Here is a 16,296-nt window from a genome sequence, read left to right as displayed (position 1 = left end):
GGAATGCATTCAAATTTAGAAAGAGGTGCAATAATTGCACCTCTTCTAGGCGCAAGGATACCGAGCGAGCGCTCGGTGCTAAAAAAAGAAATGGGGGAAAGAAACATGAGTAAAACAGTTATTTTAAGTGCTGCAAGAACACCGGTTGGAAAATTTGGAGGAACTTTAAAAGACGTGAAAGCAACAGAGCTTGGAGGAATCGCAATTAAGGCAGCGCTTGAAAGAGCGAATGTTTCCGCTAGTGATGTTGAAGAAGTTATATTTGGAACGGTTATCCAAGGAGGGCAAGGACAAATTCCATCACGCCAAGCAGCAAGAGCGGCCGGCATTCCTTGGGAAGTGCAGACAGAAACAATAAATAAAGTTTGTGCATCAGGGCTTCGCGCAGTTACGTTAGCAGATCAAATTATTCGTACTGGTGATCAATCACTGATTGTAGCTGGTGGAATGGAATCGATGAGTAACAGCCCTTACATTTTACGAGGGGCAAGATGGGGATACAGAATGGGTAACAACGAAGTTATTGATTTAAACGTTGCAGACGGTTTAACATGCGCATTTTCAGGTATACACATGGGTGTTTATGGCGGAGAAGTTGCGAAGGAAGATGGAATCTCTCGCGAAGCACAAGATGAATGGGCATATCGTAGCCATCAACGTGCGGTTTCGGCACATAAAGAAGGGCGTTTTGAAGAGGAGATTGTACCAGTAACAATTCAGCAAAGAAAAGGCGATCCTATCGTCGTGGCTAAGGATGAGGCACCACGCGCGGATACAACGATTGAAAAATTAGCGAAATTAAAGCCTGTATTTGATAAGACGTCAGCGGTGACAGCAGGTAATGCTCCGGGACTAAATGATGGCGGTGCTGCACTTGTATTAATGAGCGAGGACAGAGCGAAGCAAGAAGGAAGAAAACCATTAGCGACAATTTTGGCGCATACGGCGATTGCGGTAGAATCGAAGGATTTCCCAAGAACGCCAGGTTATGCAATTAATGAATTGCTGAAAAAGACAGGTAAGACAATTGAAGACATAGATCTATTTGAAATCAATGAGGCATTTGCGGCTGTAGCAATTGCAAGTACAGAAATCGCAGGGATCGATCCGGAAAAATTGAATGTAAATGGCGGTGCTGTAGCAATGGGGCATCCAATTGGAGCGAGCGGAGCACGTATTATCGTTACACTTATCCATGCACTGAAGCAGCGCGGCGGCGGAATTGGAATTGCTTCTATTTGTAGCGGTGGCGGTCAAGGTGATGCAGTGATGATTGAAGTTCACTAATTAAGATTAGAAGATATATAGTTTATTAACAATTAAGGGGGAAGAAAAAATGAGTGTACAAAAGATTGTTGTAATTGGTGCAGGGCAAATGGGTTCAGGTATCGCACAAGTGTGTGCAATGGCAGGCTATGATGTGAAAGTGCAAGATTTAAAGCAAGAGCAATTAGATAGAGGGCTAGCTGTTATTTCAAAAAATTTAGCCCGCCAAGTAGAAAAAGGCCGTATGAAGGAAGAAGAGAAAGATGCGACTTTAAATCGTCTTACATGGACGCTCGATTTAAATAGTGTCAAAGAAGCTGATCTTATTATTGAAGCAGCTGTTGAAAAAATGGATATTAAAAAGAAAATTTTTGCGAATTTAGATGAAATCGCTCCAGAACACGCAATTTTAGCGACGAATACGTCATCGTTACCAATTACGGAAATTGCAGCGGTAACGAAACGTCCTGAGAAAGTAATCGGCATGCACTTTATGAATCCAGTTCCAGTTATGAAACTCGTTGAAATTATTCGTGGTTTAGCTACAGATGATGCAGTGTACGAAACGATTGAGGATATTACGAAAAAAATCGGGAAAGTGCCAGTTGAAGTAAATGATTTCCCAGGGTTTGTATCGAACCGTATTTTATTACCGATGATTAACGAAGCGATTTATACGTTATACGAAGGAGTAGCGACGAAAGAAGCGATTGATGAAGTAATGAAACTCGGTATGAATCATCCGATGGGACCTCTTACGTTAGCTGACTTTATCGGTTTAGATACTTGTTTATACATTATGGAAGTGTTGCATGAAGGATTAGGAGATAGTAAATATCGCCCATGTCCATTATTACGTAAGTATGTGAATGCAGGATGGTTAGGACGTAAAACGGGTCGTGGTTTCTACGTTTACGAATAAAGGCCTCCCTTTATTGAAGTAGTGGTCTTACCAGATTGTTAAAAAGATATATAGCAAACGGAGGCGAAGTACATGAATTTTCACTTTACTGAAGAGCAACAAATGATGAGGAAAATGGTTCGAGATTTTGCACAGAAGGAAATAGCTCCCTTTGTTTCTAGTATGGAACAAGGGGTGTTCCCGAAAGAGATTTTGCAAAAGATGGGTGAGCTTGGACTAATGGGTATTCCAGCGCCTGCAAAATATGGCGGGGCAGAAATGGATTTTATTTCTTACATTCTAGCAATTGAGGAAATTTCAAAGGTAAGTGCAACGGTTGGTGTAATTTTAGCTGTACATACGTCAGTTGGAATGAATCCGATTTTATACTTCGGAACAGAAGAACAGAAGCAGAAATATGTTTCTAAATTGGCGACTGGTGAATATTTAGGCGCATTTGCTCTAACAGAACCGAATGCAGGATCAGATGCAGGTAGTTTGAAATCAAGAGCTGTAAAGAAAGACGATCACTACATCATTAATGGATCGAAAGTCTTTATTACAAATGGTGGTGAAGCAAGTACATATATCGTCTTCGCGTCTACAAATCCAGATGCGGGGAAAAGCGGGATTTCAGCATTTATAGTAGAGAAAGATACACCAGGCTTAATCATTGGAAAAGATGAGCATAAGATGGGTCTTCTTGGTTCTCGTACAGTGCAACTTACGTTTGAAGATATGAAAGTGCCGGCCGAGAATTTACTTGGTGAAGAAGGACAAGGATTTAAGGTGGCAATGGCGAATTTAGATGTTGGGCGAATTGGGATCGGAGCGCAGGCATTAGGAATCGCGGAAGCGGCGCTTGCATGTGCGATTGATTATGCGAAAGAGCGCGAGCAATTCGGCAAGCCAATTGCGGCGCAGCAAGGAATCGGATTCAAACTTGCAGATATGGCGACTAGCGTAGAAGCAGCGCGATTACTTGTATACAGAGCGGCATCGCTAAGAGCACAAGGGTTACCATGCGGTAAAGAAGCTTCTATTGCGAAATTATTTGCTTCTAAGACGGCCGTTGAAGTTGCGATTGAAGCGGTGCAAGTATTTGGCGGTTACGGTTATACGAAAGATTATCCAGTAGAAAGATTTTTCCGTGATGCGAAGATCACGCAAATATATGAAGGAACGAGCGAAATACAAAAGCTTGTAATTAGTCGAGCTTTATAAAAAGGCAGAGGGGGAGACGGGAATGCATTTTAAATTATCAGAAGAACATGAAATGATAAGAAAAATGGTTCGGGATTTTGCAAGGAATGAAGTAGCACCGACAGCAGCAGAGCGTGATGAGGAAGAGCGATTTGATCGCGCTTTATTCGATCAAATGGCAGAGCTTGGTTTAACCGGTATTCCGTGGCCTGAAGAATACGGCGGAATTGGAAGCGATTACTTGGCGTATGTAATTGCCGTTGAAGAATTATCCCGCGTTTGTGCTTCTACAGGTGTAACGTTGTCTGCACATACTTCACTTGCTGGATGGCCAATTTTTAGATTTGGAACGGAAGAGCAAAAACAAAAGTTTTTGCGCCCAATGGCTGAAGGGAAGAAAATTGGTGCATATGGCTTAACAGAACCAAGCTCTGGATCAGATGCTGGTGGAATGAGGACGACTGCAAAACGAGATGGAGACCATTACATTTTAAATGGTTCGAAAATTTTTATTACAAATGGCGGTATTGCTGATATTTATGTTGTTTTTGCATTAACAGATCCTGATTCGAAGCAGCGCGGCACGAGTGCATTTATTGTGGAGAGTGATACGCTAGGATTTTCGGTTGGGAAGAAGGAAAGCAAGCTAGGAATTCGTTCTTCGCCAACAACTGAAATTATATTTGAAGACTGCCGTATTCCTGTAGAGAATTTACTAGGGGAAGAGGGCCAAGGATTTAAAGTTGCGATGCAGACATTAGATGGTGGCCGTAATGGTATTGCGGCACAAGCAGTCGGTATTGCACAATCCGCTTTAGATGCTTCTGTAGAATATGCAAGAGAACGTCATCAGTTTGGGAAGCCAATTGCGGCGCAACAAGGAATTGGCTTTAAACTTGCGGATATGGCAACGGATGTAGAGGCAGCGCGTCTTTTAACATATCAAGCGGCTTGGCTTGAATCTGAAGGGCTTCCGTATGGGAAAGAGTCAGCGATGTCAAAAGTATTTGCAGGTGATACAGCGATGAAGGTAACGACTGAAGCGGTACAAGTATTTGGTGGTTATGGTTATACGAAAGATTATCCAGTAGAGCGTTATATGCGCGATGCAAAGATTACACAAATATATGAGGGAACACAAGAGATTCAAAGGCTTGTAATTTCTCGTATGTTAACGAAGTAGGAACAAAAGCGTAGGTATTTTCCTACGCTTTTTACTTCCAAAAATAATAGAGAGAGGTGAAGGGATGGTTAAACATAATGTACATGCGTCAGTGAAAGATGAAAAATTAGTTGCGTTAAGACGTGAACAAATGATTAAAGGTGCGGTGCAGCTGTTTAAGCAAAAAGGATTCCCACGTACAACAACGAGAGAAATTGCGAAAGCGGCTGGATTTAGTATCGGAACACTTTATGAGTATATTCGCACAAAAGATGATGTATTATATTTAGTTTGTGATAGTATTTATGAACATGTAAAAGAGCGGTTAGAGGAAGTAGTGTGTACAGAGAAGGGAAGTATAGAAAGCTTAAAGATAGCGATAATGAATTATTTTAAAGTGATGGATGAATTGCAAGAAGAAGTATTAATTATGTATCAAGAGGTACGTTTTTTACCGAAAGAATCACTCCCATATGTATTAGAAAAAGAGTTTCAAATGGTCGGGATGTTTGAGGATATTTTAGAGCAGTGTACGGAAAATGGGACATTTACACTAAATAAAAAGGAAATACAGCTTCTTGCACATAATATTTTCATACAAGGACAAATGTGGGGATTTAGACGTTGGGCCCTGCAAAAACTGTATACTCTCGAAGAATATACAGAAATGCAAATTAGGTATGTACTGCAAGGAGCACATATGTCTCCGAAATAAAGAATGGACAAATTATAATTTTATTGCCCGTAAATAGCGGGATAAAAGTTTCCCGTTTTTTTTGTAGCATATTTGTGCGACTTTTGTTTATAATGAATAGTATGGATTTTTTTAAGCAGACCGTTATATATAAGCTTATATTTGAAGAAAGGAAGTGCCGCATAAGTGGGTTTTAAGCAATATTCACCAGAAGAGCTAAAAGAATGTTCAATGATTGAAGTTGTACATAGTGTTTTAGGGAATAAAAGACAAGCAACGACATTCAACGAGTTGGTTCAAGAAATCGCTCAAGTGCTGGGACTATCTCAAGGGCAAGTTAATACGAAACTCGCACAATTTTATACAGATTTAAACATCGATGGACGTTTCATTAATTTAGGAGAAAATCGTTGGGGGCTACGTAGCTGGTACCCATATGAGCAAATTGATGAAGAAATTCTGCCTCAGCCAAAACCGAAGAAGAAACGCAAAGTTGAAGAAGACGGTTTTGACGACTACATTGAAGAAGATGATGTAGAAGAAGAAGAAGCAGAAGAAGTAGAAGAAGATGTAGTAGATTTGGACAAAGTTCTTGAAGACGAAGACGCAGACGATGAAGATGATGATCTTGATGATTTAGAAGAAGATAATGAAGACTTCGCAGAAGAAGAACTTGAGTATGATGAAACTGAAGAAGAAGAAGAGGAAGAGCGGTAGTTCTTGACTTTTCATTATCGTCCATGTAGAATCATTTTTGGGCTCTTTAAAAAAAGACGATAATACTTTTAAAGTGTAAATATAAAAGAAAATTGCTCCCTACTTATTACTTTATGTGATGAGGGGAGCAATTTTCTTTTTTGTTTTTTGTTTAGAAAATAAAAAGAGCCTAACAATAAGATAGATACAGTGTTATCTACATACGTTGCGCTTTGCAACGGTGATTATATAACAACGAAGTAGAAGGGAGTATTTTCATGACTAAGTATATTTTTGTAACAGGCGGTGTAGTATCGTCTTTAGGTAAAGGTATTACAGCAGCATCTCTTGGAAGACTTTTAAAGAATCGTGGTTTAAACGTAACTATTCAAAAGTTTGATCCATACATTAACGTAGACCCAGGGACTATGAGCCCCTACCAACACGGTGAGGTATTCGTAACAGATGATGGTGCAGAAACGGACTTAGACCTAGGTCACTATGAGCGTTTTATCGACATCAACTTAAACAAATACAGCAACGTAACAACAGGTAAAATTTACTCTTCAGTTCTTCAAAAAGAGCGTCGTGGTGAATATTTAGGAGGAACAGTTCAAGTTATTCCTCACATTACTAACGAAATTAAAGAACGTGTATATCGTTCTGGTCGCGAAACAAATGCCGACGTTGTTATTACAGAAATCGGTGGAACTGTTGGTGATATCGAGTCTTTACCATTCTTAGAAGCAATTCGTCAAATTAAGAGCGACATCGGTCGTGACAATGTAATGTACATTCACTGTACGTTAATCCCGTACTTAAAAGCAGCGGGTGAAATGAAAACAAAACCAACGCAACATAGCGTTAAAGAGCTTCGCAGCTTAGGTATTCAACCAAATATTATCGTTGTTCGTACAGAACTACCTGTTTCTCAGGACATGAAAGACAAGCTTGCATTATTCTGTGACATCGATACAAAAGCAGTTATCGAAGCACGCGATGCAGATACTTTATATGCGGTTCCATTATCTCTTCAAGAACAAAACATGGACCAAATCGTTTGTGATCACTTGAAGTTAGACAATCCAGCTGCAGATATGACAGATTGGACTGCGCTAGTTAATAAAGTACGTAACCTTTCTAAGAAAACAAAAATCGCTCTTGTTGGTAAATACGTAGAGCTTCAAGATGCATACATTTCTGTTGTAGAAGCGCTTCGTCATGCAGGTTATTCATTCGACACAGATGTAGAAGTGAAATGGGTAAATGCTGAGCACGTAACAGCAGAGAACGTAAAAGAATTAGTTGGCGACACAGATGGTATCCTTGTACCAGGTGGCTTCGGCGATCGTGGTGTAGAAGGTAAAATCGTTGCAATTCAATATGCTCGTGAAAACAAAGTTCCATTCTTAGGAATTTGCCTAGGTATGCAACTTGCATCAATCGAATTTGCACGTAACGTATTAGGATTAGAAGGAGCTAACTCTTCTGAAATTAATCCTGACACACCTTATGCAATTATCGATTTATTACCAGAACAAAAAGATGTAGAAGATTTAGGTGGTACACTTCGTCTTGGTCTATATCCATGTAAGCTTGCTGAAGAAACAAATGCTTACAATGCTTACAATGAGCCGGTTGTATATGAGCGTCATCGTCATCGTTATGAGTTCAACAATCAATTCCGTCCAGATATGGAAAAAGCAGGATTTGTATTCTCTGGTACAAGCCCAGACGGTCGTCTAGTGGAAATTATTGAATTACAAGATCACCCTTGGTTCGTGGCAGCACAGTTCCATCCAGAACTTGTATCTCGTCCAAACCGTCCACAACCATTGTTCCATGACTTCGTAAGTGCTTCTATTACGAATAAAGAGAGCAAGTAATAAAAAAAAGCGCCTGAAATAGGGCGCTTTTTTTAATATTCGTTTAACATTTCATCAATTGTAAATTTCAATCCGTGATAAGCAAATAAAGCTATAATTAAACTTGGGAACCCATAGCGGTTACCTTCATCATCTGGAATAAGACCTTTTAACAGCTTTGTATCAATATGTACATCTGTATATTGTTCCAGTGATTCAACACCTTCTTGAATAGCCGAGATTGCAACGATAGATTGGCCTTCTTCATGAAGTTTTTTCGCGGTTTTTATAATTTCTTCATCTGTCGAAAAACGACTAATAAGAAGTACGCGGTCCGCAGAAGTCACTGCCGCCGGTTCACCGTTTTCTATTAAACGTTTTGCTTGTTTCATTGGTTCGGCGCCAAATAATGCTTCTGAAACAATACCTTCCATTTCGTTTGTACCATGCAAGTAAATGAAGCCATCGCCAACTAACGCCTGGGCAAGTAGACGAGCGCTATCTTCTATATTCATTTCCTCTTTTTGAAAAATTCGGGAGAAATATCCACTTAATTGAGTCGAGAAAATTTTTAACATGTTGTTGCTCCTTTCTTTCGTGTTAGCTGGTTCTCATTATAGCTTATTTTTTTTGGAAAGGGGAAATAGTAGGGTGGCATAACAAAATAGGAAACGGTAAAATAAGAAAGAATAGGAAGGGATTTGGCAAAGAGTAGCGAAAATAAACCGATAAGATATAAGAAGCTTTAAATCTTGTACTTACACAGAAAGGTTGGGAGTTATGGAAGGGAAAATTTTAATCGTTGATGATCAATATGGCATTCGTGTTTTATTGCATGAAGTGTTCCAAAAAGAAGGTTATCAGACGTTCCAAGCAGCGAATGGATTTCAAGCTTTAGATATCGTGAAAAAAGATAATCCGGATTTAGTAGTGTTAGATATGAAAATCCCAGGTATGGATGGTATAGAGATTTTAAAACATGTAAAAGAAATTGATGAGAGTATTAAAGTGATTTTAATGACTGCTTATGGAGAATTGGATATGATTCAAGAAGCGAAAGATTTAGGAGCTTTAATGCACTTTGCTAAACCGTTTGATATTGATGAGATTCGTCAAGCAGTGAGAGATCAGCTTGCTGTAGAGGCGTAAAAAATGAATTTTTTATAAAAAATATGGAAAAAAGCGTTTACATGGACTATTGAGCAGGTGAATACAGTTGAGTTTTTGAGTACAAGTTGTTATCCTATTGAGTGTAGAAAGAAGTCCGGTATGTAAATATACATATTTTACCTTATTCTGGTCATACTACCAGCGATAAGAATTTATCGGATACAAAAAACGTTTTTTAGGAGGATTCACCATGCCTTTAGTTTCTATGAAAGAAATGCTAAACACAGCACTAGAAGGAAAATACGCAGTTGGTCAATTCAACATGAACAACTTAGAGTGGACTCAAGCTATCTTAGCTGCTGCGGAAGAAGAAAAATCTCCTGTAATCTTAGGTGTATCTGAGGGTGCAGCTCGTCATATGACTGGTTTCAAAACAGTTGTAGCTATGGTTAAAGCTTTAATCGAAGAAATGAACATTTCTGTTCCTGTAGCGATTCACCTTGACCATGGTTCAAGCTTCGAAAAATGTAAAGAAGCAATTGATGCAGGTTTCACATCTGTAATGATCGACGCTTCTCACCACCCATTCGATGAAAACGTTGAAACTACTAAAAAAGTGGTAGAATACGCACACGCTCGTAACGTATCTGTTGAAGCTGAGCTTGGAACAGTTGGCGGACAAGAAGACGACATCATCGCTGAAGGCGTAATTTACGCTGATCCAGCAGAGTGTAAGCACCTTGTTGAAGCAACAGGTATCGATTGCCTAGCGCCAGCTTTAGGTTCTGTACACGGTCCTTACAAAGGTGAGCCTAACTTAGGATTCGCTGAAATGGAACAAGTTCGTGACTTCACTGGCGTACCTTTAGTATTACACGGTGGTACTGGTATCCCAACTGCTGATATCGTAAAAGCTATTTCTCTAGGTACTTCAAAAATTAACGTAAACACTGAGAACCAAATTGAGTTTACAAAAGCTGTTCGTGAAGCATTAAACAAAGACCAAGAAGTTTACGATCCTCGTAAATATATTGGACCTGGCCGCGACGCTATCAAAGCAACTGTTGCTGGTAAAATGCGTGAGTTCGGTTCTAACGGTAAAGCGTAAGAATAAAATTCCGTTTTGGAAACCGTCTAGTCTTTTAGACGGTTTCCTTTCGTTGTATAATGAAAGCGCGAACAAGTCTAAAGATTTTATAAAGTGAATTTTTGGTTTGCAAATATAGAAAATAATGTGCATAGTCCTATTAATAAATGTGGTAAGTATCTGAATTGAGTAATTTGATTCGATGAATAGTTAATCTTCATCTATTTGTACAGCAGGGGAGCTACAGGTGATGGTTTTCTACTTATTGAGTTTCAGGATGGAAAGAGTGATTGAGATTCTTAAGGGGGAATCTTCTACTTCTTATAAAGAAGTAGAAGATAAATACATTCACAAGAAGGGAGCTCAATATGGAAAAGTTGCTAATTGAAGGCGGAAGAGCTTTAAATGGAACGATTCGTGTGAGTGGTGCAAAGAACAGTGCTGTTGCACTAATTCCAGCGACAATTTTAGCAGATACTCCAGTAACTATTGGCGGTGTTCCTAATATTTCGGACGTGAAAATGTTAGGAGACTTACTAGAGGAAATTGGAGGGAAAGTAACTTATGGGCAGGAAGAAGAGATGGTAGTCGATCCTTCTAACATGGTTGCGATGCCTTTACCAAATGGAAAAGTGAAAAAATTGCGCGCCTCTTATTATTTAATGGGTGCAATGCTTGGCCGTTTTAAAAAAGCTGTTATTGGGCTTCCAGGTGGATGTCATTTAGGGCCACGACCGATTGATCAGCATATTAAAGGGTTTGAAGCGTTAGGGGCATATGTTACAAATGAACAAGGTGCCATTTATTTAAGAGCAGACGAACTACGTGGGGCACGTATTTATTTAGATGTTGTTAGTGTAGGAGCTACGATTAATATTATGCTAGCGGCTGTACGAGCGAAAGGTAGAACTGTTATTGAAAATGCAGCGAAAGAACCAGAGATTATTGATGTAGCTACATTGTTAACGAGTATGGGAGCACGTATTAAAGGTGCTGGTACAGACGTAATCCGAATTGATGGTGTGGATTCACTGCACGGTTGTCACCACACTATTATTCCAGACCGTATTGAAGCTGGTACGTATATGATTTTAGGGGCTGCGTCAGGAGGAGAAGTAACAGTTGATAATGTTATTCCTCAGCATTTAGAATCCGTTACTGCGAAGCTAAGAGAAGCTGGTGTTCAAATTGAAACGAACGATGACCAAATTACAGTGAACGGCAATAGAAGGTTAAAAGTAGTTGATGTAAAAACGCTTGTATATCCAGGGTTTCCAACGGATTTACAACAGCCGTTTACAACGCTTTTAACAAAAGCGCATGGAACAGGAGTTGTAACTGATACAATTTACAGCGCACGTTTCAAGCATATTGATGAATTGCGCCGTATGAACGCGCAAATTAAAGTAGAAGGCCGTTCAGCAATTGTGACTGGACCGGTTTTATTGCAAGGTGCGAAGGTGAAAGCGAGTGACCTACGAGCTGGTGCGTCCCTTGTTATTGCGGGTTTAATGGCAGATGGCATTACAGAAGTAACGGGACTTGATCATATTGATCGAGGTTACGAAAATATAGTAGACAAGCTTAAAGGGCTTGGTGCAAACATTTGGCGAGAACAAATGACAAAGCAAGAAATTGAAGAAATGAAGAATGCATAAAGTGAAACTTTAATCAGTATGGGGTATCCCACGCCGATTATTAACCCTCACCAATCGGGATAAGGTGGTGATACTTCCGTTAATGGGGAGCGAAGAATCACTACTAACGGAAGTATACTTTATAGAAAAACAAGGTTCACAAAATACGGCAGAAATATAAAGACTTAAAGGAGAGGGATTATCGTGGAAAGAAGTTTATCTATGGAGTTAGTACGTGTAACAGAGGCTGCAGCATTATCATCAGCGCGTTGGATGGGGCGCGGAAAAAAAGATGAGGCAGATGGTGCAGCAACATCAGCTATGCGTGATGTATTTGATACAATTCCGATGAAAGGTACAGTTGTAATTGGCGAAGGTGAAATGGATGAAGCGCCAATGCTATATATCGGAGAAAAATTGGGTACAGGATATGGACCACGCGTAGACGTTGCAGTTGATCCTTTAGAAGGGACAAATATCGTAGCGGCTGGCGGCTGGAATGCGCTTGCTGTTATTGCAATTGCAGATCACGGCAATTTGTTACATGCTCCTGACATGTACATGGATAAAATAGCGGTTGGTCCAGAAGCAGTTGGTGCAGTTGATATTGACGCACCTATTATCGACAACTTACGTGCAGTTGCGAAAGCGAAAAATAAAGATATCGAAGATGTTGTAGCGACAGTTTTAAACCGTCCACGTCATCAAGCAATTATCGAAGAAATTCGTAAAGCTGGTGCTCGTATTAAATTAATTAACGATGGAGATGTAGCTGGAGCAATCAATACAGCATTTGACCGTACTGGTGTAGATATTCTATTCGGTTCTGGTGGAGCACCTGAAGGTGTATTAGCTGCGGTCGCATTAAAATGCTTAGGTGGAGAAATTCACGGGAAGCTCTTACCTCAAAACGAAGCTGAACTAGCTCGTTGTAAAAGAATGGGTATTGAAGATATCAATCGTATCCTTCGTATGGAAGACTTAGTAAAAGGTGACGATGCAATCTTTGCAGCAACAGGTGTAACAGACGGAGAACTATTACGAGGCGTTCAATTTAAAGGTAGCGTCGGAACAACACAATCCCTTGTTATGCGTGCAAAATCAGGCACAGTACGTTTCGTAGACGGCCGCCATAGCTTAAATAAAAAACCGAATTTGGTTATTAAATAAAAAGCGTAAGCGGCTCGTTTAGAATCGCAGGGCATTGGAACTCTCGACCTTGAAGCGTTTTTTGCTTCGAGTGAGAGAGTGAAATGACCGGAGATTCTAGCCGCTGGAACTGGATTAAGTAAAAAGCGTAAGCGGCTCGTTCAGAATGGGAGGGGGATGGAGCTCCTGACGAAGAGGCGCTTTTTGCCTCGCAGGAAGAAGCGAAACCACCGACCATTCTAGCTGCTGAAGCTGGATTAAATAAAAGCAGAAATGCCTTATCTATTCTGCCTTAAAATCAGGTGAGTAGAAAAAAGAAAGAAATATGAAAAGGCGAAGACAAATTTTCTTGTCTTCGCTTCTTGTATTTGTGTTTCAACGTATTGATTAAAACTAGATAAAAGGGTTACAATAGTGAATATTATCCTACTTGAACTTATTGCCTTTCATTATTATTTATTTGCCTTCCGTATTTTTCCCTTTACCCATGTGAAAAGAGAATAAAGTTAAAGTGTGGTGTCTGAATGAATTTGTCAATTGCAGCATTAGAAAACATGAAATTAAAAGAGTTATACGAGCTTGCGAAGGAATTTAAGATTTCGTATTACAGCAAGTTAACGAAAAAAGAGCTAATCTTCTCTATCTTAAAAGCTCGAGCAGAAAAAGAAGGTTTCTTTTTCATGGAAGGCGTATTAGAAATTATTCAATCAGAAGGATTTGGATTCTTACGTCCTATCAATTATTCTCCAAGCTCAGAAGATATTTATATCTCGGCTTCGCAAATTCGTCGTTTCGATTTACGTAATGGAGATAAGGTTTCTGGTAAAGTACGACCTCCGAAAGAAAATGAGCGCTATTTTGGATTGTTACAAGTTGAAGCTGTAAATGGAGATGATCCAGACTCAGCAAAAGAGCGTGTACATTTCCCTGCATTAACACCGTTATACCCAGATCGCCAAATGAAATTGGAGACGGAAACGAAAAAGTTACCGACACGCATCATGGATTTAATCGCACCAGTTGGATTTGGACAACGTGGTTTAATTGTTGCGCCTCCAAAGGCTGGTAAAACAAGTCTGTTAAAAGAAATTGCACACAGTGTCACAACAAATCATCCGGAAGCAGAATTAATTGTACTTTTAATTGATGAGCGTCCAGAGGAAGTAACAGATATTGAACGTTCTGTTAAAGGTGATGTTGTAAGTTCTACTTTTGATGAAGTGCCAGAGAATCATATTAAAGTAGCGGAGCTTGTATTAGAGCGTGCAATGCGTCTTGTAGAACATAAAAGGGACGTTGTCATTTTAATGGATAGTATTACCCGTTTAGCGCGTGCTTACAACCTTGTTATTCCGCCAAGTGGTAGAACCTTATCGGGTGGTATTGATCCTGCTGCTTTTCATAGACCGAAGCGTTTCTTTGGGGCTGCGCGTAATATCGAAGAGGGCGGTAGCCTAACGATTTTAGCAACAGCGCTTGTTGATACAGGGTCTCGTATGGATGATGTAATTTACGAGGAGTTTAAAGGAACTGGAAATATGGAACTTCACTTAGATCGCTCATTAGCTGAGCGCCGTATCTTCCCAGCGATTGATATTCGTCGCTCTGGTACGCGTAAAGAAGACCTATTAATTCCGAAAGAACATTTAGACAAGCTGTGGGGTATTCGTAAAACAATGCGTGATACACCAGACTTTGTTGAAGGCTTCTTACGTAAACTTCGTCAAACAAAGACAAATGAAGAATTTTTACAAAACATTGTTGCAGACTCAAAAAGGTATGTAACCACTAAGTAAAGGGAAAAGATGGGGACTCGCTTATTTCGTAGTAAGCGAGTTTTTTATGTTTTTAAGGGAATATTAGAGAGAGTAATATATGGAAAAAATTTGTTTTTTAAGATGGAAATCATATTTGGATTGAGAGCTTGAAGTGTCCTGCGATTCTGAACGAGCCGCTTGCGCTTTTAATTGATATCCAGTTCTGGCGGCTAGCTCTTCGTGTCTAAGAACCTCCGCTACTCAAGGTAAAAAGCACCTTTTGTGCGAGAGAACCTTAGCCAGTCAGAGCTGAGCGAGCCGCCTCCACTTTTAATTTTAAAAAGACAAAAACAGGTAGTTGCAAAATGGAGTTAGCCTTGTTATAATTTCATCATATGTGTTTCATCAATATAGTTGTTTAAGCAGCTGAAGATGAAAAACTCTGTTTCGAAAATGATTCAGGGCGGAAGGAGATGAAAAGAATGAAAGCAGGAATCCATCCAAATTACAATAAAGTTGTATTTATGGACACGAACACTGGCTTCAAATTCTTAAGCGGGTCTACAAAAGGCTCTAGCGAAACTGTTGAGTGGGAAGATGGTAACACTTATCCATTACTAAAAATTGAGATCAGTTCTGATTCTCACCCATTCTACACTGGACGTCAGAAGTTTGCTACTGCAGACGGACGTGTTGACCGCTTCAATAAGAAATACGGCATCAAGTAATAAAGAACATAAAACAGGCAAGTGTATGTATTCGCTTGTCTGTTTTTTTTGCGAAAATATTAAACCTTTACCCTACTTTGGATTAGGAAAGTAGATGAAAGGAGAGCTCAATGTACTTAATGAATCAAAATGGTTGGATTGAAGTGATTTGCGGGAGTATGTTTTCTGGGAAATCAGAAGAGCTCATCCGCCGTATACGCCGTACACAATTTGCGAAACAACATGCGATTGTATTTAAACCATGTATTGATAATCGTTATAGTGAAGAAGATGTTGTATCACATAATGGATTAAAGGTTAAAGCAGTTCCTGTTTCAGCTTCAAAAGATATATTTAACCATGTAACAGAAGAAATGGATGTTATTGCAATCGATGAGGTACAATTTTTTGATGGGGACATTGTGGAAGTGGTGCAAGTATTGGCAAATCGTGGCTATCGTGTCATTGTAGCTGGATTAGACCAAGATTTCCGTGGTCTACCATTTGGACAAGTTCCTCAGCTGATGGCGATTGCTGAACATGTAACTAAATTGCAGGCAGTTTGTTCTGAATGTGGATCTCCTGCAAGTCGTACGCAACGTTTAATCGATGGAGAACCAGCGGCATTTGATGATCCAATTATTTTAGTTGGGGCTTCAGAATCGTATGAACCACGTTGTCGTCATTGTCATGCAGTACCTACAAAACAAAGATAAGTGAAACTCGCTATGTAGAGCGGGTTTTTTTCGAAAATAGATGAAGATTGGTGGCAAGCTCTTCGTGTCTAAGAACCGCCGCTACTCAAGGTGAAAAGCACCTTTTGTGCGAGAGAACCTTAGCCAGTCAGAGCTGAGCGAGCCGCTTGCGCTTTTAAATATTATCTAGCTCCAGCGGCTAGAATGGTCGGTGGTTTCGCTTCTTCCTGCGAGGCAAAGAGCGCCTCTCTGTCAGAAGCTCCAACCTCCTCCCATTCTGAGCGAGCCGCTTGCGCTTTAAATATTATCTAGCTTCAGCGGCTAGAATCTCCGGCCATTTCACTCTCTCGCTCGAAGCAAAAAGCGC

The 16,296-nt window shown here is 40.0% G+C and carries 15 protein-coding genes; 14 read left to right on the top strand and 1 reads right to left on the bottom strand.

All coding sequences use genetic code 11. From position 1 onward, the window contains the following. The first annotated feature begins 3 nt into the window (after nt 1-3). From DN408_RS06495 to pyrG, 7 genes are all read left to right on the top strand, one after another. Nucleotides 4-1,287, top strand: a complete 1,284-nt coding sequence (locus DN408_RS06495; RefSeq protein WP_078203580.1) for an acetyl-CoA C-acetyltransferase — start codon at nt 4-6, stop codon at nt 1,285-1,287. 49 nt (nt 1,288-1,336) lie between these two features. Beyond that, nucleotides 1,337-2,188: a 3-hydroxybutyryl-CoA dehydrogenase gene (locus DN408_RS06490; protein ID WP_002016322.1), complete on the top strand. Its 852-nt coding sequence runs from the start codon at nt 1,337-1,339 to the stop codon at nt 2,186-2,188. A gap of 72 nt (nt 2,189-2,260) precedes the next feature. Beyond that, the gene (locus DN408_RS06485) at nt 2,261-3,391 is read left to right on the top strand and encodes an acyl-CoA dehydrogenase (RefSeq protein WP_078178196.1); all 1,131 of its coding nucleotides are present in this window, start codon (nt 2,261-2,263) and stop codon (nt 3,389-3,391) included. Nucleotides 3,392-3,413: 22 nt separating this feature from the next. Then, nucleotides 3,414-4,553, top strand: a complete 1,140-nt coding sequence (acdA, locus tag DN408_RS06480; RefSeq protein ID WP_078178195.1) for an acyl-CoA dehydrogenase AcdA — start codon at nt 3,414-3,416, stop codon at nt 4,551-4,553. A gap of 64 nt (nt 4,554-4,617) precedes the next feature. Then, nucleotides 4,618-5,247: a TetR/AcrR family transcriptional regulator gene (locus DN408_RS06475; protein WP_002034889.1), complete on the top strand. Its 630-nt coding sequence runs from the start codon at nt 4,618-4,620 to the stop codon at nt 5,245-5,247. 165 nt (nt 5,248-5,412) lie between these two features. Further along, nucleotides 5,413-5,943 carry a DNA-directed RNA polymerase subunit delta gene (rpoE, locus tag DN408_RS06470; RefSeq protein ID WP_002016316.1) on the top strand — a complete coding sequence of 177 codons (531 nt, stop codon included), beginning with the start codon at nt 5,413-5,415 and terminating at the stop codon, nt 5,941-5,943. A 257-nt stretch (nt 5,944-6,200) separates the two neighbouring features. After that, entirely contained in the window at nt 6,201-7,808 is a 1,608-nt protein-coding gene (pyrG, locus tag DN408_RS06465) for a CTP synthase (protein ID WP_002016314.1), read from the top strand. Between the two features lie 32 nt (nt 7,809-7,840). Here the strand turns inward: pyrG and DN408_RS06460 are convergent, their stop codons facing one another. Then, the gene (locus tag DN408_RS06460; protein WP_078178194.1) at nt 7,841-8,365 is read right to left on the bottom strand and encodes a DUF2529 domain-containing protein; all 525 of its coding nucleotides are present in this window, start codon (nt 8,363-8,365) and stop codon (nt 7,841-7,843) included. Nucleotides 8,366-8,567: 202 nt separating this feature from the next. On the opposite strand from DN408_RS06460, the gene spo0F reads away from it, so the two are divergent. From spo0F to DN408_RS06420, 7 genes are all read left to right on the top strand, one after another. Continuing rightward, nucleotides 8,568-8,936: a sporulation initiation phosphotransferase Spo0F gene (spo0F, locus tag DN408_RS06455; protein ID WP_000398592.1), complete on the top strand. Its 369-nt coding sequence runs from the start codon at nt 8,568-8,570 to the stop codon at nt 8,934-8,936. A gap of 211 nt (nt 8,937-9,147) precedes the next feature. Then, a complete protein-coding gene (locus tag DN408_RS06450; protein ID WP_002016312.1) occupies nt 9,148-10,005 on the top strand; it encodes a class II fructose-bisphosphate aldolase in 858 nt (285 codons plus the stop codon). A 347-nt stretch (nt 10,006-10,352) separates the two neighbouring features. Beyond that, on the top strand, nt 10,353-11,642 hold the full coding sequence (gene murA, locus DN408_RS06445) for a UDP-N-acetylglucosamine 1-carboxyvinyltransferase (protein ID WP_002034893.1): 1,290 nt from the start codon (nt 10,353-10,355) through the stop codon (nt 11,640-11,642). Between the two features lie 183 nt (nt 11,643-11,825). Beyond that, nucleotides 11,826-12,791 (top strand): class II fructose-bisphosphatase, encoded by a 966-nt coding sequence (gene glpX / locus DN408_RS06440; protein ID WP_002016310.1) that lies wholly within the window; start codon nt 11,826-11,828, stop codon nt 12,789-12,791. A gap of 503 nt (nt 12,792-13,294) precedes the next feature. Beyond that, on the top strand, nt 13,295-14,566 hold the full coding sequence (gene rho, locus DN408_RS06430) for a transcription termination factor Rho (protein WP_002016308.1): 1,272 nt from the start codon (nt 13,295-13,297) through the stop codon (nt 14,564-14,566). Nucleotides 14,567-15,009: 443 nt separating this feature from the next. Then, complete coding sequence (locus tag DN408_RS06425; protein ID WP_000643447.1) at nt 15,010-15,255, top strand: type B 50S ribosomal protein L31; 246 nt, start codon at nt 15,010-15,012, stop codon at nt 15,253-15,255. A gap of 110 nt (nt 15,256-15,365) precedes the next feature. Continuing rightward, nucleotides 15,366-15,950: a thymidine kinase gene (locus DN408_RS06420; protein ID WP_002016305.1), complete on the top strand. Its 585-nt coding sequence runs from the start codon at nt 15,366-15,368 to the stop codon at nt 15,948-15,950. The last annotated feature ends 346 nt before the right edge of the window (nt 15,951-16,296 follow it).

Source organism: Bacillus sp. AR13-1 (assembly GCF_008042285.1).
Lineage (GTDB): Bacteria > Bacillota > Bacilli > Bacillales > Bacillaceae_G > Bacillus_A > Bacillus_A mycoides.
This window is presented reverse-complemented; position numbering and strand designations above follow the sequence as displayed.